Genomic DNA, 24,088 nt, shown 5'->3' on the forward strand with positions numbered 1-24,088 from the left:
GCTATAGGCTCAAGGAGGCGGCGGCGCGCTTGGTCATCCAAGCTGACGCGTCATAATCTGAGGGCGCTGCCTGGGGGAATTTGGGGTGGCCACGGGTGGGGGAATTTGGACTGACCATCAGGGTGCACGAGCAAGTGGAGCAAAGCGCCATCCTGATGCAAGGCTTGGGGGTCAAGCCCGAGGTCGTGTACGCCGACCTGGGCTACCGGGGTGTGGACAAGGACAACCCGGACATTGAGATCAAACACCGAGGCAAGGACAAGCGGCTGACCGATGAAGAGCGCAGGCTGCTCAAAAGACGGCAAGCCATCGAACCCATCATCGGGCACCTGAAGGCCGATCACCGGATGAACCGCTGCCATCTCAAGGGCTCAGAGGGTGATGCGCTGCACGCGGTGCTGTGCGCTGCGGGCTACAACATCCGCTGGCTGCTGCGGATGATCGTCAAAGGAGGCCTGGGCCTTTTGTTGTGTCTGTTGCAGGCGAGCGGATTGGCGGGCTTGTTGGTGAAATTGGCCGAAATCTTCGGCCTCAAACGACTGCAGGGCTCAGATCAACGCTGGGCGCTGACTTGAAATGAATTTTGCAGGGACGATGATGTAGTCAACTAAAAGCTGTTTGATGGTTTGTTTCACCACTGATTCAACTCCATGATCGGCATCAGCACCGCGAGCACGATCAGCATGACCATGCCGCCCATGGCGACGATGAGCAGTGGTTCCAGCACAGTGGCCAGGGCCATGGCGCGGCGTTGAACTTCTGAAGACAGCTGGGTGGCAGCGCGTTGCAGCATCACGGGCAATTGGCCGGTTTGTTCGCCCAGCCGGGCAAACATGGACAGCAGGCCTGGAAAGCGCGCGTTTTGTGCCAATGCCGTACCCAAAGGCGCCCCTTCGCGCACCCGAACCAGGGCTTCAAGTGCGTCCGCACGCAAAGCTTGGTTGGACAGCGTATCGGCCGCAGCTTGGAGGGCTTTGAGAATGGGCACGCCAGCGGCGGTGAGCATGGCCAGCGTGGAGGCAAAGCGGGCGCTGTTGTAGCCCCGTGCCAGCCGCCCGATCAGGGGCAGGCGCAGCCAAGCGGCGTCAAATTTCAAGCGAAATGCGGTTTGTTTCAAGGCCATCTGGAGTGAGAGTGCGCCTCCCACCGCAGCCAGCAGCAGCACCCAACCCCAAGCACGCACAAAGCCGCTGATGGCCAGCATGGCCACCGTCAGGCCTGGCAACTGGCGCTTGGTGCCTGCAAATACCCCCGCCACCTGCGGCACCACAGAAGCGACCAAAAAAATCACAATGGCCAGCGCCACCAAGCTCACGATGGCCGGGTACAGCGAGGCCGACAGCAGTTTCGAGCGAAGTACCTGCTGATCCTCCAAGTCGTTGGCCAATTGGTTGAGCACATCGCCGAGGTGGCCGCTTTCTTCGCCAGCAGAGATCACAGCGCGGTCAATGGCCGGAAACTCGCGCGGGTGCAGGCCCAGTGCGCGGCCCAAACTGCTGCCAGAGTTGACTTCGGCCCGTATCGCGGCCATCAGATGGCGTTGTTTGTCGTGTTCGGATTCTTCGGCCAAGGCGGAGAGTGCGCGTTCAATGGGTAATCCGCTGCCCACTAGACCGGCCAATTGCCGTGTCCATACCGCACGCTGGGTGGCGCTGAAGGCGCGGCTGTTGCCCACGCTGCGTTGCCACCAGGGCAGCGCTGTGTCGCTGCTGTCTGCCGCGCCAGAGGCGATGAGGTCCACCGACAAAGGCACCAAGGCTTGTGCGCGCAGTTGGGTGCGGGCTGATTTCAGGCTGTCGGCTTCGACGATGCCTTTGCGCGTCGCGCCATCGGCTTGCAGAGCTTCAAAACGGTAGGCGGGCATGCCGTCAGTCTCGCGTCACGCGCAGAAGTTCTTCGGCGCTGGTGATGCCAGCGTCCACCAAGCGCTGTCCGTCGTCGCGCATCAGGAGCATGCCTTGTTGCAAGGCCATGGTGCGCAACTCGGCTTCGGCGGCACGGTTGTGGATCTGGGCTCGGATCTCGTCACTGGCCACCAACATTTCAAAAATACCGGTGCGCCCGCTGTAGCCGGTGTGGCCGCAAGCCTCGCAACCTGCACCTTGGCAAGCGTTGCAGCGTTTGCGCACCAGACGCTGGGCCAGCACACCCAGCAAAGATGAGCTGAGTAAAAACGGCTCCACGCCCATGTCGATCAATCGGTTCACGGCGCTGGCGGCGTCGTTGGTGTGCAGCGTGGCCAACACCAAGTGGCCCGTGAGTGAGGCTTGGATGGCGATTTGCGCGGTCTCGAAGTCGCGAATTTCACCGATCATGATCACGTCCGGATCTTGCCGCAAGATGGCGCGAAGGGCCTTGGCAAAGCTCAGGTCGATCTTGGCGTTGACCTGTGTTTGGCCCACGCCAGGCAGTTCGTATTCGATCGGGTCTTCCACCGTCATGATGTTGTTGCGCGTGGCGTCCAGCCGCTGCAGCGCGGCATACAGGCTGGTCGTTTTGCCAGAACCCGTGGGGCCTGTGACCAACAAAATGCCATGTGGCTGTGCGATCAGATGGTCAACTTGCGCGAGCACACGGCCTTGCATGCCCACCGCTTCGAGCGTCAGGCGGGCCTCGCTTTTGTCCAGCAGGCGCAGCACCGCGCGTTCGCCATGGGCGCTGGGCAAGGTCGACACCCGCACATCGACCGCACGCGTGCCCAGGCGCAGGCTGATGCGCCCGTCTTGGGGCAGACGCTTTTCGGCAATGTCGAGCTCGGCCATGATCTTCAAGCGTGAAATCAGTGCAGCATGCAGCGCTCGGTTGGGCTGCACCACCTCGCGCAGTGTGCCGTCCACCCGAAAGCGCACGCTGCTGTGGCGTTCATAAGGCTCAATGTGGATGTCGCTGGCCCCGTCCCGTGCGGCCTGGGTGAGCAAGGCGTTGAGCATGCGGATGATGGGCGCATCATCACTGGCTTCCAGCAGGTCTTCGACCGCGGGCAGCTCTTGCATCATGCGAGACAGGTCGGCTTCGGACTCGACTTCGCTGACCACGGCGGCTGCGGTGGACGAGCTGTTGGCTTGCCCGCCCGAATAGGCTTGGTTGATGCGTTGCAGCAGGTCGTCAAGGCTGCTGTGTTGCATCTGAAAATTGATCCCGCCGAATTTGCGGGTCACCTCGGACAATGCAGAGCGGTCACTCTCATGGCACCAGGTCAGGGTGTGGGTGTGACCGTCGTCTTCCAGCAGCAGTCGGCTGGTTTTGGCAAAGGCGTAAGGCAGTGGGTGGCGCATGGTTTGACAGCTCAGGGCTGGCGTGAGGGGGGTTCTGAAGGCGCGGATGGGGCTTTGTTCAGCGGAGGCATCACCGCTGATCCGCTGACAGGCAAGGGGCCCGTTGCGGTGGGTTGAAAATTCTGTTGGTGCAAGCGCATTTGTTCATACCGACCCATGGAAAGGGCTTCTGTGGCTGCACCGTCGCGAACCACCACGGGCCGTAAAAACACCATCAGGTTGGTTTTCTTGCGGCTGCGGGCTTCAGACTTGAACAGGTTGCCAAACAGGGGCAGGTCACCCAGTCCAGGTACTTTTTCTTGGCTGTTGGTGGTGTCGTCCTGCAGCAAGCCACCCAACACGACGATGGCGCCATCTTCCACCAGCACACTGGATTCAATAGAGCGTTTGTTGGTGATCAAACCCGCAGTCGAGGAGCTTTTGCTGTCAATGCTGCTGACCTCTTGAAAAATCTGCATTTTCACCGTCCCGTTCTCACTGATTTGCGGTTTGACACGCAGTGTCAGGCCTACATCTTTGCGTTCGATTGTTTGGAAAGGATTGACAGCACCATTGCTACTGTTGTTTGACGTGAATTGGCCAGTCACAAAGGGCACGTTCTGCCCGATCACGATCTTGGCTTCTTCGTTGTCAAGCGTCAGTAAATTGGGTGTTGACAGGACGTTGGCTTCCCCGCTCGATTGCAAAAACCGGGCCAAACCGCCTAGGGCTAAAGCCCCGTTGCGTTGTTGGCCAATAGCCACGTTCAAGCCCGTTGCGGCAGGGTAGTTGCCGGTTTGGGCGCCCGCTGCCAAAGCCAGTAAGTTGGTGCCGCCAACAGAAAAATTCGTGCCCAACATCCCTACCGTGTTGCCGTTGCTTCCCGTCCCGCTCATCCATTGAACGCCGAATTCGGCGACCTTGTCGGCACTGACTTCGGCGATCAGGCTTTCCACATACACTTGGGCGCGGCGCTGGTCTAGCATGTCGATCACACTGCGCAGTTGGCGGTATTGAGGCTCTGGGGCGGTGATGATGAGTGCGTTGGTGGCCGGATCGGCTTGAATCTGACCGCCAGTGGACGATTGGGCTGTCGTGCTATTGAGGGCACTGTTGCTGTTGGTCGGGAGGGCTGGTGAAGCCATTGAGTTCACACCATTTGTGTTGCCTGTGCTGCTGATGGCGGCCCGTAAGGTCGTGGCCAGTTTGGTGGCGTCTGCATTTTTGAGGTACACCACATGGATGTTGCCGCTGGCCGCACTCGCACCTGTGGCGCTGGGCTGGTCAAGTTTTTCAGCCAGCGCGCGCGTCAACGCCAAACGCGTGGGGTTGGCAGCACGCACAATCAATGAGTTGGTCCGGGTTTCGGCTAAAACAGTGGTCTTGAACAAGGAGTCAGCTTGTCCAGCCGTTCCGGCAGAGGCACCTGAGTCAATTAAGCGTTGTAGCATGAGAGCCAAGTCCCCAGCAATGCCGTGTTTGAGGCGAATGATCTCGACCCCGGTGGCGTTCGCCACATCCAGCGCCGCGATGATGCGGGCCAAGCGTTGAAGGTTGTCGCTGTAGTCCGTGATCACCAAGGCATTGGTGCCGGGATTCACGTTGATGGTGTTGTTGGGGCTGATCAAGGGGCGTAGCACGGGCACCAGGTTGTTGGCGTTTTCGTGGTTGAGCCGAAAGATTTGCGTCACGATTTGCCCCGTTCCTGCAGGTATCACCCCGGTCGAAACGGCACCGCTCAGCAGTTTGGCTTCGGCTTCGGGCAGCACGGTGTACAAGCCCGAAGTCTCGATCAAGGCAAACCCTTGCGTGCGCAATTGCGCTGCAAACAGGCGCAGTGCCTGGGACGGGGGCACAGGCAGATTGCTCGACAGCGACATCGTGCCTTTGACTCTGGGGTCTACTACCACGTTGTAGCCTGACAAAGTGGCCAAGGTGCGTGCTATGGCATCGATTTCGGCATTCATGAAATTGAGGGTGACCGGTTCTTTTGAGTTTGCTTTGGCGGGCTGCTGCTGGGCTGTTGTTTGCGTCGCACTGGGGCCAGGGACCTGTGCGTGTGCAGTCACTTGAAACAGGCAGATGACAGTCCATGCGAGTAGTGGCCATGGCTTTGAAGTTGACAGAGGGGTAATTGCAGTGCGAATAGGCGGTGTGGTGTTCATGGTCAGTACGGTTATTGAAGTTCAGGTTGGGTGAAATCACCCCAAAGAAATGAGACTGCGTGCGCCTTGTCGTCGGCCCAGGAGGTTGAGTAAATATTGGAAAGACGCTTCGTGTTCCTCTTGTGCACTGGCCTCGCCTTCAAAGCGAAGCCGTGTACCGGCCCATTGGCCTTGGCCACTGAGCAATAAAGGCCCTTGTTGGGTGCTCAACACCAGAGTTGGCGATGGAGCGCCTTGTGTGCTTCCAACCAAAAGCAATCGGTAACTGCCCATCGGGTTAATGGGGCTCAGGCGAGAAGATAAGTTTTCTACTTCCAACTGGGCATTGCCTTTGAATTGAGCGCGACCTTGTAACCAATGCAGCTGTAGACCATGGGTCTTGAGATTCAGTTTTCCCGAGAGTTGCAAGGTGTTCCAGGGCGCACCCAGCCCGCTCAACATGGCGGTCGGCCATGTGGATGTGTGGTCTTGGATGTGTATGCGCCAGCTGGACCAGTCTGTCAATGTGGCTTGCACTTGAAATGGTTGACTGGTGCAGCAAGGCGCATGAATGTTGATTTGCATGCCTGCCCACATGGGCTTGAGTGTCCATGCCACTCGTCCAGGCAAAACCTGCGCAGAGGGGTGGCCGTGCCCTTCACCCAAGCTCCACTGAGCTGATCCTGTCCAAACTGTTCCGCGCATGTTGTGCCATTGCAGCCGACCTTGTGTGGTTTCATTGATAACCCAGGCCAGCCATTGTGAAGGTGCCCAAATGAGCGTGGCCAAGCACGAACCAAACAGGCATCCCCATAATGCTGAGCGCCAACTTGCGCGTGAAGTGTGTGTGGTCATGGCAGTCTGAGAACCAATGTGCCACGTAACAGAGGTGGCGGGGCAACGTTGTTTGGGCTGGGATTGCCCATCAAGTGCGGATCAGAAGTGTGGGTGAGAGCTGGGTGGGCGCTGTGCAAGTCGGCTAGCACAGGCAGAGCCATGGCATTCTCACGTGCCTGGCTGATCCAGCGAGCCAGGCCTTCTGCGGGTGCTGCGATGACGCTGAGCGTGCACTGACTATCTTGAAAGATGATTTTGGCCTCAGGACCCAGGTCTGCGAGGTTTTGCTCCAGCCACTGTTTGGCTTCACTGGAGGAGATGGTGTTCATTTTTTGAAGGTTGTGAGCTTGTGCCTGTAATTGCCGCATGGATTGCGTCTGTGCGTCTAGATGGGCTTGTCGCGTGGGTGCTTCTTGCCAGGTTCGCCATGCTGGAGCAAAACCCACCAACCAGAGGGCACTGGCCATGACTACCGCCGCACCCATGCGCAGAATCATTTTTTCTCGTGGTTGACGTTGTGTCCAAGCATTTTTAGCGGCGTTTCGAAAGGCTTGAGTCAATGGCGTGACGTTCATGGTTTAGCTTGCTCACTTGAACCGATTGACATGAGCCAGTCATCACCTTGCGCTGTCCATTTGTAGCCATGGACTTGTAGGGACTTTTGCAGGGCCTGTTGCTCCGTTTGGTTGGGTTTGAAATTTTTTAAGCGCAATTGGCCGGGTTGGTAGTGCCATTGACGCGGTGACGGTATGCCGTCGGGCATGGCTTTTCCCAGTGCTGAAAGCATGGCCTCTAGGTCAGTTGAGCTGAGTTGCCCCGATGCTTGACGCAACTGATCGACTTCCCGTGCCATTTGCATAGGGGCATCTATCACAACGCTGGTTTTCGGAAAAGTTTCGCGCAACAGCTGTGACAAATTTTTTTGCTGGGTCTGCCAATTTGAACGAGTCTTCCAAGCCCAGGCGTTAAAGCCGATCAATTGGCAAGCCAATAGAGCAAACACACCCCAACGCACCGGCCGCCAGGACGGACCATGCCTGAAGTTACTGATTGCGCGTTGCAAGGTTTTGACTTGACGCGTGAGTGTGGTTGCACGGAGATCAAATTGAGCCAAGTCCCAGTTACCGTCTACTGCAGTTTTCCAATGCTGGCCGGGTGGAATCAGCTGTGGAGTTGCATTCAAAATTTGAACTGTCAACTCAACAACACCGGGTTCGGCTTGTATTTCAATGTTTTGCAAATCTTCTTGTGAAAAACCCAATGCTTTGGGCTGTGCAAGCAAAGAACGCATTGGATAGCCCCATACACCTTGATCGGAGTGGGTGACCCACAGCCAGCCAGTGTCGCCCTCACCCAGGGTGGTGATTTTGCAGTGGTGGCTCACTTTAGGGGTGGAGCTGGGACTGAGCTCGGGCACGATGCGGTGCACAGTCAGGTTTGCTTTTTCGAGCGCGTGAAGGTGTGCTTCAAGCCAAGCCCGGTCGCACACGGCCACCCACGGATGAGGGATTTTTTTCCATCCGGTTTGCAAGGCGAAGTGCAGATGCGTGGGGTCGCTCAATAATCGGTCTTCCAGTAGTCCTTGCAGCGCTTGCAGACAACGGGCTGGTTGTTGATGAAGACCTGGGGGTAAGGTCACTTTGTGCCAGGATGTCGCTGTTGCAGGCAGCAGAGCCACCACTTCGGTTTGCCTATCTATCGAGGGCAACAGGTCGGGTGTGGCCCACTTTATAGAAATGGACGACTTTTCTGTGCCGCTTTGAAATGCTGTGTGAGGGTATTGCGTGTGGACATTGGGCATGTCAGTTGGCAATTGAATAATCAGGGTGCGCATGCAGGGCTCAGGGCGTCAGAGTGTTTGGAAGTTGTGGTGAGGTTTTGATGCGCCAGAGCGTGTTGACCTGCTTGCCACTGCGGTGCACCAGGATGCGTTCTTCTTGGGCAACGTTGTCGATGCGTATGCGCCCTTGCACTTCAAAGTAGCGACTTTGTACGCTGTGGCTTTGTTCGTTGAGTGGCGCGCTGAGTACCCCCAAGGCTTGACTGGCCGTTTGAAGGCTGCGCCAATGTCCGCGTTGTCGTTTTGCAATGGCTTGGCGAGCAGCGGCCAGATTGAGTCCGGGCAAGATGGCCGACAACACTTCGGCTGAAGCGGTGTTGAGGTTGACGGGGGTGGCCTCTGGCAACAAAGTGATGTGTTCTTTAAGTGCATCCAACGTGGATGGACTCAGTCCTAGCCACACAAGTTGTTCCGTGCGATGCGGCATGAGCGATGTGTCGGAGCGATTGGCAACCGATTGCGCACTGACTCTTGTATTCGCTTGAATGCTTGCAAGTAGTTGTGTGGACAGAGTGTGCAGCTCATGCTGGGGAAGTTGGAGGCGATCAAACAGGGCTGCAAATTGATTCAGTGATTGAGATGACACGCTGTTGTTTTCGATCAGGTTCATCACATTCATGCGAGATTGCGCATCGGTGATCCGTCCAGATAAATAGACTTCTGCATCGCCTTCACGCCATTTTTGGTCTTGCGATAAAAATGTAGAGAGCTTGGACTCTTGTATGGGCAGTGCCCATGGCTCACCCAAATGATCTACCCCGTTGTTTGGGGTTGCAAAGGCATCTTCACGCAAGATCAGTCGCGACCAGTCGAGTGCGCCGGTCATCAACCAATGAATTTGACGGCGGTTGCGTTCAGATGCTTCGATGTTGACCTGTTGCCATTGTTGCCACTGTGCTGCACTGGCCAAAGTTGCGACCAGGGTTACCGTGAGCATGGCCATGAGTAAAGCTGCTCCTCGCTGGCGTTTAGCCTGTACAGAAGTTGGGCACGGCTTCATGAGTGCTGCCCTGACAAAGTGGGACGGATCCAGTCCATGATCAAGGTGCCTGACCCGATAGGACCAGGTGGAAGCTGCAGGACCAGGCGCACACCATCGGGTACGGTGCCCTGAAGAACGTTGGTGTTGGGCGTGGAGGCGTCAGACGGGTTACCCGGTGTCACTGTATCGTTTGACAATGGATTAGCCCAGTTGCCACCCAGATGCACAAACAAATGCCAGCCAGACAGGGGGTGAATTTGCACTTGTCCGGTTTGTGTGTTGGCTTCGGCTGCTTGGCCCCACTGTTGCGCCAATTTCCAGGCTGACTGCCAGGCTTGTCTTTGGGATAAAGGGGGGGATTGCCAACGTTGCCAATTGCCGCTGTTGGGTTGACTGGGATCACGTCGCCAGGTCCAGGCAACCACCATCACACTGGACTGGCTGCCAGTTCGTGAAGCGAGTGTGGTTGGGCTTTGACGCGTAAGGCGAAGCACCTGTCCGTCCCAGTTCCAGCTGGGTGTTCCGGGCAATTGAGCCAGTTGATCCAGATCAGCTTGCCATTGGGCCAAACCGGCTTGTAAGGTGTGCGTGTCGTTTGCGCGTGATTGAAGTTGTCCTTGCGTGCGTGACATGGTATCAATACCACGCCATGCCATCAGGGTCATCAGAGCCATGATGCTGATCACGACCAACACTTCAATGAGCGTGAAACCACGGCTTTGTGCTGGGGTTTTGTCCGTGGATGTGGGGGGGAGTGGTCGCTCAGACGGGTGAGCGACCACCTTTCGTGTGCTCAGACTGGTGCCCATCGCCTGTTGTGTGTGAGTTGGGATCAATTGCGCCCCATAAGCGTGGAGACCTGCAGCACGTATTGCCCCTGGTTCAGCACCCGAGCATCGATGCGTCTGAAGTTGGGGTTGGGTGTAGGGTTCACTGACGTTTTAATTTGGAGCAATCGACCCGCTTGCATGCAGTCGACGCTGCGATTGCCGATGTCTGGCAGTTGTCTGCGTAGTCGCAGAGCGATGAGTTCGTTTTCTGCGCAAATTTGCCCCAGCATGCTGATGGTTTGGCGTTCTGCGTTATGGCTGAGTGACCCTGTTGCTTGGAGTCCTGCCATCAGGGCAATGGCAGTGATGCCGAGTGCCACCAGTACTTCAATCAACGTAAAACCGCGTTGGCTCATGGTCGGCCCCGTTGCGATGAGTGTTGCACTCTGAAGGCGCTCAATCCATCCGTGACCACCCATACCTGCCGATCAGGCCGCATGGTGTTGGAGAGTGCTACGGTTTGAGGGCCAATCAAGGGTTCTGGCCCCAATAGGATGATGCTGTCGGACGCAGTGCGAGTGCTGTCGGACAGCCAAAAGCGTGGCAGACGATGTGCTGGTAAACCTTCAAAAACAAAACCATGAACTTCGTTTTGGTTTTGGGATCGCCAGACTGCAGGGGAACCATTGGCTCTGGCTTGAGCGCGAGCTACTTCCAAGAGGCTTGCCAATCTTTGTGCATCGCGGTCCAAAGCGCTGTCGGCAGTGTCTCGCACCGACCAACCGACACCGGCTGTAGTGATGCCGATCAAGGCAAGCACAATCAGCAGTTCAAGCAATGTGAATCCGCTAGCCCTGCCGAAGTTATTGCCAGCTGCCAATGTCTGCATTGTTGCCTTCACCGCCGGCCGTACCGTCCGCACCAAAAGACAGCACCTCGACATCAGCTTTGATGCCAGGATTCATGTACAGGTAAGGACGGCCCCAAGGGTCTTGGGGTAATTTGTCGAGGTAAGGTTTCCAGTTGACGGGTACCGGTTCTGTTGTGGGTTTTAACAGCAGGGCATTTAGCCCTTGTTCCAAGGTTGGATAGCGTTGGTTGTCAAGTCTGTAGAGTTTGAGGGCTTGCATCAGGTTGCCTACATCGGTGCGGGCGGCCATGACGCGGGCATCATCAGCGCGACCAAGCACATTGGGGACGATCAGGGCTGCCAAAACGCCAATGATGGCCAAAACGACCATCAATTCGATTAAGGTGAAGCCAACTTGATGGCGTAATTTATTGTTTAATTTGGTTTTCATTTACAACATCAAAATTCAAAGATGAAACTGTTTCTATCGACGCAATTCGTTGGGTTTAAAAAGCAGTCCATCGCTACTTTTGCTGTGTGGTTCCTAACCGCTGCTAGCCTTGTTTTTTGGTTGCTACATGGGCCAAAATCTGAGGTTGCCACTCAAGTCTTGTTAGCTGATTCCTTAAACCCAAATGCGCCTGAAATGTTTGACTCTATGGCCAGAGCATTGGGGCAACCTGTTGTCCAGGAAGCACATTCCACTGTTCAGTCCGGCAGTTCATACCAATTGATCGGAGTGATTGCCAGTGCTTCTGGTCATGGAGGTGCTTTGATTTCAGTGGACGGGCAATCTCCTAAGGCCTACCGGGTTGGCGAAGAAATTCATGATGGACTGGCGCTTGAGTCTGTGTTTGCAAGGCAAGCCAAGTTGAAGCGGGCTGGATCAAGTGTGTTGCTTGAACTCGTTGCTGTAGAACAGCCGTGAATTTGTGACTGATGATGGACAATATGTCTTAGCTTCAAACCACACAGCGCAGGCATGGCATCACGCACGTTCAGTAACGACTAGGTTGGTTATTTTGTGCTTTGAGTTCGACCCAAAACAATCCCTGTAAAAAATCCGTTAAACCATGATGCTTTGACAGGTTTTTCCACGCGGATACTGTCTGGTGGCAATTCGCCTCGGGCCAGAATTTCTGTTTCAGTCAAGGCGGTCAAAACCAGCACGGACATTTGGTCAAATTGTGGGTTTTGACGCAGCAAGCGGAGCAGTTCAAAACCATCGATTCCGGGCATGTCCAAGTCGGTGATCAATAGGTGAGGATTGATGTTGGCGATATGAATCAAGGCTTCCATGCCTGAGGTCATGGCCGTGCACTCAATGGGCAGGGCGGCATTGTTGCAATAGTCGAGCACCATTTGCCGTGTCACGGGATCGTCTTCGACCAGCAAGACGCGTAGTCGCTGTTCGCTGGCTTGAGTTTGAATGGGTGTTATGTCGAATTTACGTTGGTATTCCTGGATGGATGTGCTGGCTATTCTGCGATGCCCTCCTTGGGTTTTCCAGCTCTGCAGAATATCTTGATCCACTAATTTTTGGATGGTTCCAACAGATAAGCCCAACATTTTGGCTGCTTTACTGGTGCCAAAATGGCTTTCAATGTCATGGGATGTGTTGTCTGTGAACGCTTTGATTCGACGCTTGGTCCGTTGGGTTTCAAGAGTTGGCATTTTTTTACTTTTGAGGGTTAAATTGGCGAACGGGTCCAGGTCGCGAAGATTAAATGACTGTGTTTTTGTGGGTTCACGCATTCATGGGGTCCACCAGCCAGCCGTTGCTTTTGGCAAAGTTCAGGGCTTGGAGTCTGCTACTGACGCCTAATATTTTGTAAAGCCTGTAAAAGTGAACTTTTACCGTGTGTTCGCTGATGTCCAATCGTTCCGCAATTTGACTGTTGCTGTAGCCTTGCCCCAGCATGTTGATCAGTTGTCTGTGGCGTTTTGATATCTTTAAAATATCAACTTTGATTAAAGATGAATTTACATTGAGTGATTGGGGGTGGAGGATTTCCTGCAATGTCGTTGTGATTTTGTTGATCTTGTCTTTTTTGGAAATCACATGATGAGCACCATTTTGCAAATAGCGGTTGTTTGTTTCATCCAGATTGGCGTCTGTAATGACAATGATCTTGCTGTGGGGCAGGCGTTCGGCGATGTGTGCGACGCTTAAGGGGCCTAAACAACCGATAGATTGTGGCTCCATGATGACGACATCGGCTTCTTCGTATTTGTCAATCAATGCATTGAGTTGTTTGAATGTGTGCGCTGTCACGACATGGGCTTGTGCGTGGATGCGGTGTAGGAGCATGACCAGCATTTCACTCATTAATGGGTGATGATCTAAAACAAAAATATGCATTAATTTAATTTATGTGTTTTTGCTGAATTTTTGTGGCTCTATTTGCAATCAGTCGGAAGTTTTTTCTGCCATGTATGGCATCACGAAAATGGGCGGTGTGCTGGGGCCGGAAACAGCTGTATGAGGGTTTGGGTAAGTTCTTCATAGTTGAAGGGTTTGCTCATGAAGCTGTTCATGCCCGCTGTCAGACATGCTTGGCGGTCGGCTTCAAAGGCGCTGGCAGTCAGGGCGATGATGCGAGGTTGTTGCGCCAGGGTCATTTGCCGTATGCGCCGTGTGGCCTCTAGGCCATCCATTTGGGGCATGTGCAAGTCCATGAGGATGAGGTCATAGGCTTGGGTTTGTATTTGGCTGAGCGCTTGGGTGCCATCCACCGCCGTGTGGACGGTCATACCGGTGCGTTGAAGCAATAGTTGGGCCACTTGGCGGTTGATGTGGTGGTCGTCGACCACAAGCGCCAACAGGCCTTGTCGCGTGGGAGAGGTGCTGGGTGTTGATGGGGTTGGAGTTTCGTGTATGGCTGGGTGGCAGTATTGAGGCGCCGTCGTGCTCAGTCGCACATCAACAGAAAACACCGAGCCCTGGCCAGGGATGCTGGAGACGTGGATGTGCCCTCGCATGGCTTGGCACAGTGCGGCGCAGATGGCCAGGCCCAAGCCGGTGCCGCCGTATTGGCGGGTGGTGGATGTGTCAGCTTGGCTGAAGGCTTTGAACAGGCGGTTTTGTCGCTGTGGTGGGATGCCGATGCCCGTGTCACGAACTTCGATGTGCAGTTGCAGTTCACCGTGGGGGCGCGGGGTGGCATTGATCTTGACGTGGATTTGCCCGTGCTCGGTGAATTTAATGGCGTTAGCGACCAGGTTGGACACAATTTGGCGCAGGTGTTTGCTGTCACCGTTGACACAGTTGGGCACTTGGGTAGCGATGTTCAGGCTCAGTTGCAGGTTCTTTTTGTGTGCTGAGGGCAGGTACAGGTCAACCACTTGCTGCAGGGTTTGGTGCAGGTCGAAGTCGCGTGTTTCGAGTTCAAGTTGGCCTGCTTCAATCTTGGAGAGGTCAAGGATGTCGTTGATGAGTGCCAAAAGCACGTCACCACTGCTTCGAATGACGTTCAGTTGTTGGTGTTGTTCGGGGCTGAGTGCAGAAAACCCCAGCAATTCCGTCATACCCAATATGCCGTGTAAAGGGGTGCGTATTTCATGGCTCATGACGGCCAAAAATTCGCTTTTGGCGTGTGTGGCCCGGTTGGCGTTGTCCAATGCAACTTGTAAGTCCAGGGTGCGGTCACGCACTTGTTGTTCGAGGTTGTCGGCCAGCGTTTGCAGTGCGCAGTTGGCACTGTAGAGCATGAGGCTTTTGTCTTCGAGCAGGCGTTCGGCTTCTTTGCGTGCTGCGCGTTCGCGTTCGAAACGGGGTTGCCAAGCAGACATGAATCAGATTTTGCGGGTGAGGGTGAAGCGCTCGCGAGGGCCAGTGTGGGTGTGCAGGGTTTGCCTGTGCACGGTGGCATCACACGCAAAGTGGCTCAGGCAGCCGTGAATGAGGCCATCGGCGAGGTCTTGCATTTGCCGCGCAGATTCGTAAACCAAGACCAGTTGCTCGGGGGTATGCATTTCGACTTCGAAACGGGGCAATTCGGCATCTGGGTAGAGCTTGAGGACTTCGGCATGGATCACCCGCTCAATGCCAGACAAAAACTCGAAGGCGTCGTGTTGCCCTTGCAGAAATGTGGGGTGGCTGTGGGCAAATCGGCCAAACAGGTAGCGTCCAAAGTCGTTCAAAACATCGGGTAGCGCCAGGTTTTTTCGGGTGCACAGGGCGCTGATCAGTGCCACCATTTCGCTGTGCGGGTAGGTGCCCACGGCGGTGTAGGCCCCTCCCGAGGGCGGACGGGCATCGATCAGGATGTCATCGACCAGTTCGAAGGAGTAGCGCTGTTCAAGCAATTCCAGAAATTCTGTGAAAACGATGCCTTTCATGTGTACTTTCCTTGGGGTCACTGTGGGTGTTTGATAGCCGGCCTAGCCACGTCAATGGCAGTCAAAGAATGGTATTTCTGACAGCCAAGAACTTGTCTTGCGGTCATCGTCAAAAGTAGGAAGTGATTGCCTGCAACTGCGGGGGGTGCCTAGGGGGTGATGAAGGGTGGGGCGGATAGTGCGTGGTTTGCACTTGGTGTACTTGTGCACCTGCTTGGTGTTTGGGAGTGAATACGGTGATCCATAAGTTAAGGGGTTGGCAACGGGTGTTGCGCGTGTCCGACTGGCCTTTGCATTGGCTGGGTGGTGTGTTGCTGGCCGTGTGTGTGTTGGTGGCTTTTTACAGTTATCGGGTGGTGGAGGCGATGGTGCTGCGCCATGCCACCGACACGGCCAGGGCTCAGGCAGAGGCCGTGACGCATTTCCGTAACTTTTATGCCAAGGAGTTGGCTCCTCGTGCGGTTGAGGCAGGCATGTCTTTGACACACGATTTGGGCGAGCGCAACAGTTTGCCTTTGCCAGCCACTTTGACGATTGAGTTGGGCCGGTATTTGTCGCGTGAGAGCCATGGGACGCAAGTGCGTTTGTACAGCCAACAACCGTTTCCTTGGCGGGAGCAGGGGCGGGTCTTGGATGAGTTTCAGGTCGACGCCTTGGCTCATTTAGAAAAAACCCCGGACAAGCCCTTTGTGCGTGAAGATGTTTTGAATGGCACCAAGGTGTTGCGTTATGCGCAGGCTGATCGCATGCTGCCGCAGTGCGTGGCGTGTCACAACCAATATGCGGGGTCGCCGCGCACCGATTGGCGTGTGGGCGATGTGCGAGGGGCTTTGGAGGTGATCTTGCCAGTGACGCAATGGAAGTCTTCCAGCACGCAGGTGCTCAACCAGGCCTTGGCGGTTTTTTTGAGCTTGTTGTTTGTGGGCTTGGTGTTGATTTGGTTGTCGTTTCGGCGTTTACGCGCGTTGTTGCGCAAGACGCGCTTGTTGTCTGCCGAGCGGCAAGAGGCGATTGAGGCTTTGCAGTGGAGTGAGAGCAAGCTCAACAGTATTTTTGATTCTGTGCCCGAGTCCGTGGTGGTGGTGGATGCGCGGGGGCTGATTGTTCAATGCAACCGGGCCACGACCGAAACGTTTGGTTTTGCGACCGAGGCTTTGTTGGGCCACAACATCGGTGTGTTGATGAACCTGACCGACAGACAGGCTCATGATGATTACATGGGGGCATATATAGAGACTGGGGTGGCGCGTTTGTTGAACAAGCCTCGCTTGATGCAGGCGCGGCACCAGAATGGCCGCTTGTTTCCGATTCGCTTGACCATCAGCGAAACACGGGTGGGCGATACGCGCTTGTTCATTGGGGTGATGCAGGACTACACCTCGGTTCAGGAGTCTCAGGCCTTGTTGGTCTTGGCCAAAGACAAAGCGGAGCAGGCCAACCGTTTGCGTGGCGAATTTTTGGCTAATATGAGCCACGAAATCCGAACCCCCATGAATGGCATTTTGGGCATGATCGATTTGTCGCTGGACTCTGGTGAGGCAGCTCGGCAACGGGAATTTTTGGGTTTAGCGCGGGATTCGGCCAAGCACCTGCTGCACATCATTGATGACATCTTGGATTTTTCAAAAATGGAGGCAGGGGCGTTGGAGTTGCACCAAGAACCTGTCGATCCTGGGCAGTTGGTGTGGCAAACAGCGCAGTCGTTTGCGCCGCTGGCTCAGGCCAAGGGTTTGAGCTGGACGATCCGTCTGGACCCGGATTTGCCGGCCTGTGTGTCGTTTGATCCGGTGCGGGTGCGGCAGGTGTTGACCAATTTGCTAGGCAATGCCTTGAAGTTCACACAGCAAGGTGGGGTGGTGGTCTCTGCCGTGGTGGAGCCCGGTGATTTGTTGGTGGATGCAGGGCGGGCGGTGCTGGTGCTGCGCGTAGAAGATTCTGGTATCGGGTTTGATTTGGCTAAAAAGGATTTGCTTTTCAATCCGTTTGTGCAAGCGGATGGCTCGATCACCCGCTCTTTTGGGGGGACCGGTTTGGGCCTGGCCATTTGCCACCGTTTGGTGGGCTTGATGGGGGGGCAAATCGATGCACGCAGTCAACCCGGCCAAGGGGCTGTGTTTGAGGTGCGCTTGCCCGTAGATGCGTGCGTCGCCCGCGAGGAAGTGAGCCTTGCGATCGACACGCCCAGAGAGCTTGATCTGGGTGAGCGGCGTTGGCGCTTGTTGTTGGTGGACGATCACGTCATCAATTTGCGGTTGTTGGAGGTGTTGGCTCAGCAAATGGGATGTGACTATGTGAGTGTGCAAGATGGTGAACAGGCGCTGGCACAGTTGCGTGATGGGGTTTTTGATCTGGTTTTGATGGATGTGATGATGCCCGTCATGGACGGTTTGACGGCAGTTCGGCAATTGCGCGAAGAGGAGCGTTTGAGAGGAGATGGTCGGCGCATGCCTGTGTTGTTTGTGACGGCACACGCCATGTCGGGGGATGCCGAACGCTTCATGGCCGTAGGCGCTGATGGCTATGTGTCCAAGCCCATTTCGCGGGATGTGTTGGCGCGAGAAATGCGAAGATGGTTGGAGTCGACTTGAAATCTAAATCCATGTTTTTTTGTTTTTTTCGCTCTTTTGAGAAAAAGCCAAACAACCGGCGAAGCAGGTTGTTTGGTGATGTCCGGCCCATCAAAGGGCCTTTGTGAGCGGATCGTCGATGGCTTACTTGGCAGCGATGATCAGGTTCAGGGTGTCGTTGTACTGACCGGCGACGGCTTGGCTGTTGCCAGCGAAGCTGACTTTGAGGTCACCTTGACGGCCGAACTGAGCGTTGTTGCGGGTGGCCACGATTTGGCTGGCGATGGCGCCTGCGCCGTCGTCATAAGTGGCTTGGTAAGTGGTAGGCACAGCGCCTGCGGCAGTGGACAGCAAGCTGCCCGCGTTGGCCGAAGTCAAAGTGACGGTGTAGCCGGTGCCGGAGTTGCAATTTTCTGTGACGGTGCCCACGACGGCGGCGGATTCACCGGCCAAGATGCTCAGGCTGGAGGCTTTGGCAGTGGGGGTCACGGCCAAAGTGCAGTTGACGGCGACAGCGCCGCTGACTTGCACTTGAGCGGACTCGCCAGCGGCGTGAGCGATGGAAGAAGCAGCCAAAGCGGCCAAGAGGATGGAAGAGGTAACGAATTTCATGATGAGTCCTTGAGAGAGTGGATAAAACATCTGAAGGTTTTCAGATGCAATCCTTATTGCAAGCGGTGTGCCAGCTTTTGGAAAATCTAAATTCATCAATGAAATCAATGGCTTACTGGATTTGTGTTTGAAGCGAGGTAGAAATTCAGAGTTCAATTGATGTACTTTGCGTTGCAATTTGCGATTAATTTGCAAATTGCGACAGCATAAACAGACATGGATGGCCACGCTGCTGTCATCGCGAGGAGGTGCGACGTGGCGATCTATGGATTTGCCTTTTATTGCGCCTGGATGGTGAGGTTGAGGTTGTCTTGGTAGGTGCCTGCCCGCACGCGTTCCACCTCTTGGATTTCGATGCGCAGTTGGTGTTGTGTTGTGGCGGTGCTGCTGGTGGCGTTGCCAGGAATTTGCAGCGTGTTTTGCAGATCGATGTGGCGGCCGTCCAGTAGCAGGCGGTAGGCGATGGTCGATTGGGGGTGTTGTGGGTTGCGCAGCACGCCTGCGTTTTGGCTGCTGAGTTGGAGCAGGTAGGGGGTGTTGTGCTTGACTTGGATGTCGGCTTGGCGTGTTTTGCCTTTTTCGAGTTGTCCGAAGTCGAGGTCGGCTTGGGTGCTGCCGGTTTGCGCAAATTGCAAGCTGACTTTGGGGCGCACGGGTTGCAAAATGGTCAGTATTCTTTCGGTGAGGGTGCGTCCAACGGCGTCAATGAGGCTGAGCCTGAGGCGTTGTTGGTAGACGCCGGCTTTGACCCATTGACCGGGTGGGACACGTAGCCACAGGGGCAGTGCTTGTGTGGCGCTGATGCCTGTGCTGGCAGGGATCAGTTGTATGTGTGCCGCGGCGTTGGGGGCCAACGCCATGGGGGCTGCGTAGTTGGATTGGCTGCTGAGCTCGAAGTTCAGGGGGGGCTGTTGGTCGCCGTGCAATTGGGGGGCTTGCCCGTTTTGCATTTCGATCAGGAGTTGGGCCTGGCAGGTTTGGGGGTATTGCGCACGCACTTGCAGAATTTTGGTGCTGATGGTGGCTTGCAGTTGTTGGGGGTCGTAGTCGGGCAAAGTCCATTCACTGGGGGCGTCGAGTGTGCAGGCTTGGCTGCCGATGCTGGTGCAGCTGAGCCAGATGAGCGCGATGAGGCCGATCCATGGTGTGTGTTTGTGTGTTGGTGTCATGGTGCGGTGGTGGGGGGGGCGTTGAGCCATTGCACGGTGCCCAGGTCTTTGATGCCGGATTCATCGGGCGCGATGTGCCAGCGGTGCAGGATGGCGTTTTCGCCGGGAATCACCATGGTGTAGTTGCCAGGGCGCAGGGGTGGGCTGGTGAATTGGCCTTTGCGGTTGGTGAACAGTTCGATGGTGTTGTCGCCGTCGTCGTTGGCCAGGCGCAGCACCCGAATGGCGGTCAGGCCCATGGCCTGTCCGTCTTTGGTTTTTAAACTGCCTTTGATCTGGGTGTTGGCATCCGTGCCGATGGGGATGGCGACCACGGATCGGTAGCCGGGGTCGACCAAGGGCACTGCGTTGCCAATTTGCAGGCCTGGAGGCAGTGGATCGATGTCGAGTTGCAGTTGACGTGGGTTGTAGCTCATCAAGTTGGCAAGCACGGGCATGCCCCAGCGGTCTGCACTGGCTGCGCTGGTTTGTTGTTGGGGGTCTACATACAGCTTGAGGTTTTCATAACCTTTGCGTGGAATGAACAAAGCCGCTGCGTCTGCAATGGGCGCTGAGATGTGCATCCCATGGGGACTGAAGATGAAGGCGGAGCTGAGTGTGGATTCCCAGTAAGTGGATTCGCGCTGGGGGCTGTCCATCGTGGGACCTGCTCGGCTGGCTTGGCTGTAGCTGGTGCCCAGGTGATAACGCCCGGTGAGCATTTCTCCTTGGAGCATGGTTTGCTTTTGGGGGCCTTGTTGGGTGTATTGGGCGTGTGCTTGCCATTGGGCGTCACCGCCTGTCCAGTGGGTGGTGCCTTGGCCTGTCCAGTCTTGTTGCCATCGGCTGTCTTGCCCGCTGGTTTGTGTGATTTGGCTTTTGGCTTGCCATTGGATGGTGGCGTTGGGTGGGGTGGGGGCGCGGTAGCGCAGGCCGATGTAGAAGTTATACGAGCGGCTTGGGATTTGGGCATTCTGGGCTACTTCAGCGGGGATTTTTTGCTGCTGTAGCGACATGTCCAACGCCCAGGTCTGGCTGAGTTGTTTGCGCGTGGCCCACCCCATGACTTGTTGGGTTTGCTTGTTTTGACGGTTGTGCAGCCAACTCCAGGTGCCACTCCATTTTTGGGGCAGCTGAAAGTTCACCCGTGCGCCTATTTCTTGGCGAGCGGGTGGAGAGGTCTGTGCGTCCAAGGGGGCGTAGCCTTTTTGAGCTTGTGTCCATTGAACAGAACCGGCCAGTCCCTGGTTGCTGCTTTTGCCAGCTTGTGGTGACCACCCCCATTGAAGGGTGTTGGCCCAGGCGCTTCCCCAGGGGTGCTGGCTTTGTGACCAACGCTGCGACCAGGTGCCCCAGGGGCTGGCCCAGGTGCCGTGTATTTGCCACAGAAGGGCGGGGCGGGGGCTTCGCGTTTGGAGCTGAAAACCCATGCCCGCGGTCAGTGTGTCGGTAAGGCCCCGGGTCAGCATGCCGCTGGCAATGAGTGGTGGGGTGCTGGTGGTGTTGAGTGTGTGGAGCTCGCCCAGGGCCAGGTTCCAGTCTGTGAGGCCGGGTTTGAGGAGAGCCGCATCAAAAAAATACTTCAGATCGTAGAGTTGTGTTTTGCCTCCGGGCTCTACGATGCGCAGCACGACATCATTGGCACCGCTGAACAGGGGGATGTCCGAGATTTTGTAGTTGCCCGGACCCAGACGCACGGAGGATGTGATGAATCCATTGACTTCGACATCAATGGCGGCACCAGCGGGCAGGCTCAGGCTGTGTGTGGGCAGGGCTTGTACCGGGTTGCGAGGGTTCAAGGACCATTGCCTGGTGATGCTGATGCCTGTCAGCTCTTGCGGGTTCATGCCGTAGGCGGCTGATGTGCTCAGGTCGCCTATGTTCAGACGAATTTGTTGAGCAGGCCAGTCACGCAGCAGGCGTGTGGATTGGGCTACCCAGCCCCCGTCCTGTCCCGAGAGGTTTTGTTTGGTAAATCGTTGATATCCGGTGTGTTCCCCAACCCAAGCACCTGTCGTGACTGGCATGTAAACGGCGCTGTCTGCAAATAAAACATCGTCGGTGGCGGGGGTGTTGAGCGTGCTTTGGCTTTGGCTGTGGGTCCAGCGGGTGTTGATGATCCAGCTCCAGGGCAGCGGGGTGTACACGGTTTCACGCCTTGTTTCGGGCGTGCTTTGTCGCCGGCGGTTGAGGCTGAGGTCGACGGTGCGCCTCAGAGACATCGGGATCTCGATCAGCACGGCGATACGCCCCGGATCGTAAGTGGCGGTCAATTCAAGTGGTTTGAGGTCTCCCGGTGTGAGCCACTGTGCAGTGATGGCACTCAACTTTTCTTGCACTTCCGAGGCCAAGATGTCCGAGAGTGCGTCTTGCAAGGCTTTGCGCCCTATGCGAACGTCTTGGCCGGTGAGCTCGGCGTCGATGAGGTTTTTTTCTTGGTTGTCCAGCCACAAGGGGATGGCGAGCTTTTTGACGGTCCGTGCTTTGCGTTGCCCAAAAATTTGCTCAAAAGTTTGGGGCGTGCCTGCGCCTTCGGGGGCTTGAGCCCACAAAGGCATCGCCATCACCATCGAGCTTGCGATGGTGATGGCGATTGGCGACAAGGCCCGGTGCCTGTGAGTTCGGGACTTGCCTTGTCTCAATGGCGGGCTTTCATCGAGGGAGAAATCGCCTAGGGTTCAGTGCCTCACGGCACGGTGAATTGCACGTTCTGGGCCGAGGTCACACCTTTGGGGGCGGGTATCCGGAACCAACGCTGGGTTTGTGCAAGTAGGTTTTCTCCTTCCAGCCCTTTGAGTTCTTCGCCTTGGATTTTTTGTCCAGCGATTTGAACCTGTGCGTCTTTTAAGATTTTTCGGGAACTGCCTTCGTTGTGAATGAGCAATTCAAGCCAGGCTTTGCCTTCTTCGGTGGTGAGCTTGGTTTCTGCCAATTTCAGTTTGGGCCGAGCACCTGCGGGGACGATGTACACCGAGGCGACATATTTCACGAGAAGCCTCATTCGCCCGCCGTTTTGCGGGCCTTGTCCGATGTCAATTGGCAGCTGCTCTGCAATCAAGCGGTAGGCTTTTTCAGAGGTCAAACTGGCGGGGCCGGTGTATTGAACTCGAACAGTTTGCGTTTGCCCGGGTTGCAGCACCACTTGGGCAGGGAAGATGCTGAAGTCATCGTCAGCGTCGCTCAGCTGGTCTTCGCCGTTGAGTTGCATTTTCCGGTTTTTGATGGAAATCTCGACCGCGGCAGTTTCAGCATTGGTGTTCTCAATGCGGTAAATTTGCGTGGTACCCCGGCCCGATGGGGTGAAGTCCATTTCAATGGGTGTGAAGGACAGTGCCCATGCGCTGGCAGTGGTGACCAGCAAGAGGGGGGCTAGTACCCATCGGAGAATGCGTTGATGTGTGTGTTTTTGCATACTTTGCCTTCATGTGTATGAAGCCAGCCAACTCGAAGAGGGTTGACTGGCAGGGCAAAGGCCCATCAAAGGGCCTTTGTGAGCGGATCGTCGATGGCTTACTTGGCCGCGATGATCAGGTTCAGGGTGTCGTTGTACTGACCAGCGACGGCTTGGCTGTTGCCAGCGAAGCTGACTTTCAGGTCGCCTTGACGGCCGAACTGAGCGTTGTTGCGAGTGGCCACGATTTGGCTGGCGATGGCGCCTGCGCCGTCGTCATAAGTGGCTTGGTAAGTGGTGGGCACAGCGCCTGCGGCAGTGGACAGCAAGCTGCCCGCGTTGGCCGAAGTCAAAGTGACGGTGTAGCCGGTGCCGGAGTTGCAGTTTTCTGTGACGGTGCCCACGACGGCGGCGGATTCACCGGCCAAGATGCTCAGGCTGGAAGCTTTGGCAGTGGGTGTCACGGCCAAAGTGCAGTTGACGGCGACAGCGCCGCTGACTTGAACTTGAGCGGTCTCGCCAGCGGCGTGAGCGATGGAAGAAGCAGCCAAAGCGGCCAAGAGGATGGAAGAGGTAACGAATTTCATGATGAGTCCTTGAGTGAGTGGATAAAACATCTGAAGGTTTTCAGATGCAATCCTTATTGCAAGCGGTGTGCCAGCTTTTGGAAAATCTAAATTCATCAATGAAATCAATGGCTTACTGGATTTGTGCTTGAAGCGAGGTAGAAATTCAGAGTTCAATTGATGTACTTTGCGTTGCAATTTGCGATTAATTTGCAAATTGCGGCAGCATAAACAGACATGGATGGCCACGCTTCTGTCATCGCGAGGAGGAACGACGTGGCGATCCACTGGGGCATGGATGGCCACGCTTCACTCGCCATGACAAATCCGTCATCGCGAGGAGGAACGAAGTAGCGATCCACGCGGGCAGATGCTTCCAATTGCTTATGCCTCGGCGACCATTGACACGTAAACATGGATTGCCTCTCGCGTTTGCTGGAATTGTTCGGTGATGCTGGTTTTCAGATCGGCGTCATGCTGTATGGATTGGGGCATGTCCTCGAGCGCTCGCATGGTGCTGCACAAAGCATCACACCCTAAATTGCTATAGGCGCCTTTGATTCGGTGAGCTTGTTTTTGGATTTGATGCAAGTCGCCCTGGGAGATTGCAAACTGAAGTTGTTGTTCGTCCTTGGGTAACTCCTGCAAAAGGACTTGCAAAATTTCAAGTTGATCGGCAGGTTTTAAGCAGCTGAATAGCTTTTTTAGCGTATGTGTGTTCAAGATGAGCATGCTGTATCTTGATCAGACATCCATTTCCACCATGGTCATTTTTCGATATATTTA

The 24,088-nt window shown here is 55.7% G+C and carries 23 protein-coding genes and 1 pseudogene; 3 read left to right on the forward strand and 21 right to left on the reverse strand.

Annotated features, from left to right (window positions below):
• Nucleotides 1-128 precede the first annotated feature (128 nt).
• Nucleotides 129-575: pseudogene (locus tag QLQ16_RS04525) on the forward strand (transposase); the annotation flags it as partial.
• Nucleotides 576-631: 56 nt separating this feature from the next.
• On the opposite strand, the gene gspF reads toward QLQ16_RS04525, so the two are convergent.
• The 11 genes from gspF to gspG form a co-directional block, all read right to left on the reverse strand.
• A complete protein-coding gene (gspF, locus tag QLQ16_RS04530) occupies nucleotides 632-1,864 on the reverse strand; it encodes a type II secretion system inner membrane protein GspF (protein ID WP_283223505.1) in 1,233 nt (410 codons plus the stop codon).
• A gap of 4 nt (nucleotides 1,865-1,868) precedes the next feature.
• Nucleotides 1,869-3,275, reverse strand: a complete 1,407-nt coding sequence (locus QLQ16_RS04535; RefSeq protein WP_283223506.1) for a GspE/PulE family protein — start codon at nucleotides 3,273-3,275, stop codon at nucleotides 1,869-1,871.
• Nucleotides 3,276-3,286: 11 nt separating this feature from the next.
• On the reverse strand, nucleotides 3,287-5,221 hold the full coding sequence (gspD, locus tag QLQ16_RS04540) for a type II secretion system secretin GspD (protein ID WP_283223507.1): 1,935 nt from the start codon (nucleotides 5,219-5,221) through the stop codon (nucleotides 3,287-3,289).
• A 234-nt stretch (nucleotides 5,222-5,455) separates the two neighbouring features.
• Entirely contained in the window at nucleotides 5,456-6,253 is a 798-nt protein-coding gene (gspN, locus tag QLQ16_RS04545; protein ID WP_283223508.1) for a type II secretion system protein N, read from the reverse strand.
• Nucleotides 6,250-6,810 (reverse strand): type II secretion system protein M, encoded by a 561-nt coding sequence (locus QLQ16_RS04550; protein WP_283223509.1) that lies wholly within the window; start codon nucleotides 6,808-6,810, stop codon nucleotides 6,250-6,252. The genes gspN and QLQ16_RS04550 overlap by 4 nt, the downstream gene beginning before the upstream one ends.
• A complete protein-coding gene (gene gspL / locus QLQ16_RS04555) occupies nucleotides 6,807-8,069 on the reverse strand; it encodes a type II secretion system protein GspL (RefSeq protein WP_283223510.1) in 1,263 nt (420 codons plus the stop codon). The genes QLQ16_RS04550 and gspL overlap by 4 nt, the downstream gene beginning before the upstream one ends.
• 7 nt (nucleotides 8,070-8,076) lie before the next feature.
• Entirely contained in the window at nucleotides 8,077-9,075 is a 999-nt protein-coding gene (gspK, locus tag QLQ16_RS04560) for a type II secretion system minor pseudopilin GspK (protein WP_283223511.1), read from the reverse strand.
• Nucleotides 9,072-9,866 (reverse strand): PulJ/GspJ family protein, encoded by a 795-nt coding sequence (locus QLQ16_RS04565; RefSeq protein WP_283223512.1) that lies wholly within the window; start codon nucleotides 9,864-9,866, stop codon nucleotides 9,072-9,074. The genes gspK and QLQ16_RS04565 overlap by 4 nt, the downstream gene beginning before the upstream one ends.
• 23 nt (nucleotides 9,867-9,889) lie before the next feature.
• A complete protein-coding gene (gene gspI, locus QLQ16_RS04570; RefSeq protein WP_283223513.1) occupies nucleotides 9,890-10,243 on the reverse strand; it encodes a type II secretion system minor pseudopilin GspI in 354 nt (117 codons plus the stop codon).
• Entirely contained in the window at nucleotides 10,240-10,770 is a 531-nt protein-coding gene (locus QLQ16_RS04575; RefSeq protein WP_348534168.1) for a prepilin-type N-terminal cleavage/methylation domain-containing protein, read from the reverse strand. Before QLQ16_RS04575 ends, gspI begins: the two co-directional genes overlap by 4 nt.
• Nucleotides 10,691-11,128, reverse strand: coding sequence for a type II secretion system major pseudopilin GspG (gene gspG / locus QLQ16_RS04580; protein ID WP_283223515.1), 438 nt, complete (start codon nucleotides 11,126-11,128; stop codon nucleotides 10,691-10,693). The genes QLQ16_RS04575 and gspG overlap by 80 nt, the downstream gene beginning before the upstream one ends.
• 21 nt (nucleotides 11,129-11,149) lie before the next feature.
• Here gspG and QLQ16_RS04585 point away from each other — a divergent pair, with 21 nt between their 5' ends.
• A complete protein-coding gene (locus tag QLQ16_RS04585) occupies nucleotides 11,150-11,605 on the forward strand; it encodes a type II secretion system protein N (RefSeq protein ID WP_283223516.1) in 456 nt (151 codons plus the stop codon).
• Nucleotides 11,606-11,694: 89 nt separating this feature from the next.
• Here the strand turns inward: QLQ16_RS04585 and QLQ16_RS04590 are convergent, their stop codons facing one another.
• The 4 genes from QLQ16_RS04590 to QLQ16_RS04605 all read right to left on the reverse strand — a co-directional run bounded on the left by QLQ16_RS04590 (nucleotide 11,695) and on the right by QLQ16_RS04605 (nucleotide 15,018).
• Complete coding sequence (locus QLQ16_RS04590) at nucleotides 11,695-12,432, reverse strand: response regulator (RefSeq protein ID WP_283223517.1); 738 nt, start codon at nucleotides 12,430-12,432, stop codon at nucleotides 11,695-11,697.
• The gene (locus tag QLQ16_RS04595) at nucleotides 12,425-13,039 is read right to left on the reverse strand and encodes a response regulator transcription factor (protein ID WP_283223518.1); all 615 of its coding nucleotides are present in this window, start codon (nucleotides 13,037-13,039) and stop codon (nucleotides 12,425-12,427) included. The genes QLQ16_RS04590 and QLQ16_RS04595 overlap by 8 nt, the downstream gene beginning before the upstream one ends.
• Before the next feature lie 80 nt (nucleotides 13,040-13,119).
• Nucleotides 13,120-14,469, reverse strand: a complete 1,350-nt coding sequence (locus tag QLQ16_RS04600) for an ATP-binding protein (protein ID WP_283223519.1) — start codon at nucleotides 14,467-14,469, stop codon at nucleotides 13,120-13,122.
• Between the two features lie 3 nt (nucleotides 14,470-14,472).
• Complete coding sequence (locus QLQ16_RS04605; RefSeq protein ID WP_283223520.1) at nucleotides 14,473-15,018, reverse strand: heme NO-binding domain-containing protein; 546 nt, start codon at nucleotides 15,016-15,018, stop codon at nucleotides 14,473-14,475.
• A gap of 275 nt (nucleotides 15,019-15,293) precedes the next feature.
• Between QLQ16_RS04605 and QLQ16_RS04610 the strand changes: the two genes are divergently transcribed.
• Complete coding sequence (locus QLQ16_RS04610; protein WP_283223521.1) at nucleotides 15,294-17,606, forward strand: response regulator; 2,313 nt, start codon at nucleotides 15,294-15,296, stop codon at nucleotides 17,604-17,606.
• 123 nt (nucleotides 17,607-17,729) lie between these two features.
• Here the strand turns inward: QLQ16_RS04610 and QLQ16_RS04615 are convergent, their stop codons facing one another.
• The 6 genes from QLQ16_RS04615 to QLQ16_RS04640 all read right to left on the reverse strand — a co-directional run bounded on the left by QLQ16_RS04615 (nucleotide 17,730) and on the right by QLQ16_RS04640 (nucleotide 24,034).
• On the reverse strand, nucleotides 17,730-18,197 hold the full coding sequence (locus QLQ16_RS04615; RefSeq protein ID WP_283223522.1) for a hypothetical protein: 468 nt from the start codon (nucleotides 18,195-18,197) through the stop codon (nucleotides 17,730-17,732).
• 278 nt (nucleotides 18,198-18,475) lie between these two features.
• Nucleotides 18,476-19,366 (reverse strand): hypothetical protein, encoded by an 891-nt coding sequence (locus tag QLQ16_RS04620; RefSeq protein WP_283223523.1) that lies wholly within the window; start codon nucleotides 19,364-19,366, stop codon nucleotides 18,476-18,478.
• Nucleotides 19,363-21,948, reverse strand: coding sequence for a fimbria/pilus outer membrane usher protein (locus tag QLQ16_RS04625; RefSeq protein WP_283223524.1), 2,586 nt, complete (start codon nucleotides 21,946-21,948; stop codon nucleotides 19,363-19,365). Before QLQ16_RS04625 ends, QLQ16_RS04620 begins: the two co-directional genes overlap by 4 nt.
• Nucleotides 21,949-22,031: 83 nt before the next feature.
• The gene (locus QLQ16_RS04630; protein WP_283223525.1) at nucleotides 22,032-22,757 is read right to left on the reverse strand and encodes a fimbrial biogenesis chaperone; all 726 of its coding nucleotides are present in this window, start codon (nucleotides 22,755-22,757) and stop codon (nucleotides 22,032-22,034) included.
• Between the two features lie 98 nt (nucleotides 22,758-22,855).
• On the reverse strand, nucleotides 22,856-23,323 hold the full coding sequence (locus QLQ16_RS04635; RefSeq protein WP_283223526.1) for a hypothetical protein: 468 nt from the start codon (nucleotides 23,321-23,323) through the stop codon (nucleotides 22,856-22,858).
• A gap of 363 nt (nucleotides 23,324-23,686) precedes the next feature.
• Nucleotides 23,687-24,034 (reverse strand): Hpt domain-containing protein, encoded by a 348-nt coding sequence (locus QLQ16_RS04640; RefSeq protein WP_283223527.1) that lies wholly within the window; start codon nucleotides 24,032-24,034, stop codon nucleotides 23,687-23,689.
• Between the last annotated feature and the right edge of the window lie 54 nt (nucleotides 24,035-24,088).

The organism is Limnohabitans lacus (genome assembly GCF_030053395.1).
Classification (GTDB): Bacteria; Pseudomonadota; Gammaproteobacteria; order Burkholderiales; family Burkholderiaceae_C; genus Limnohabitans_A; species Limnohabitans_A lacus.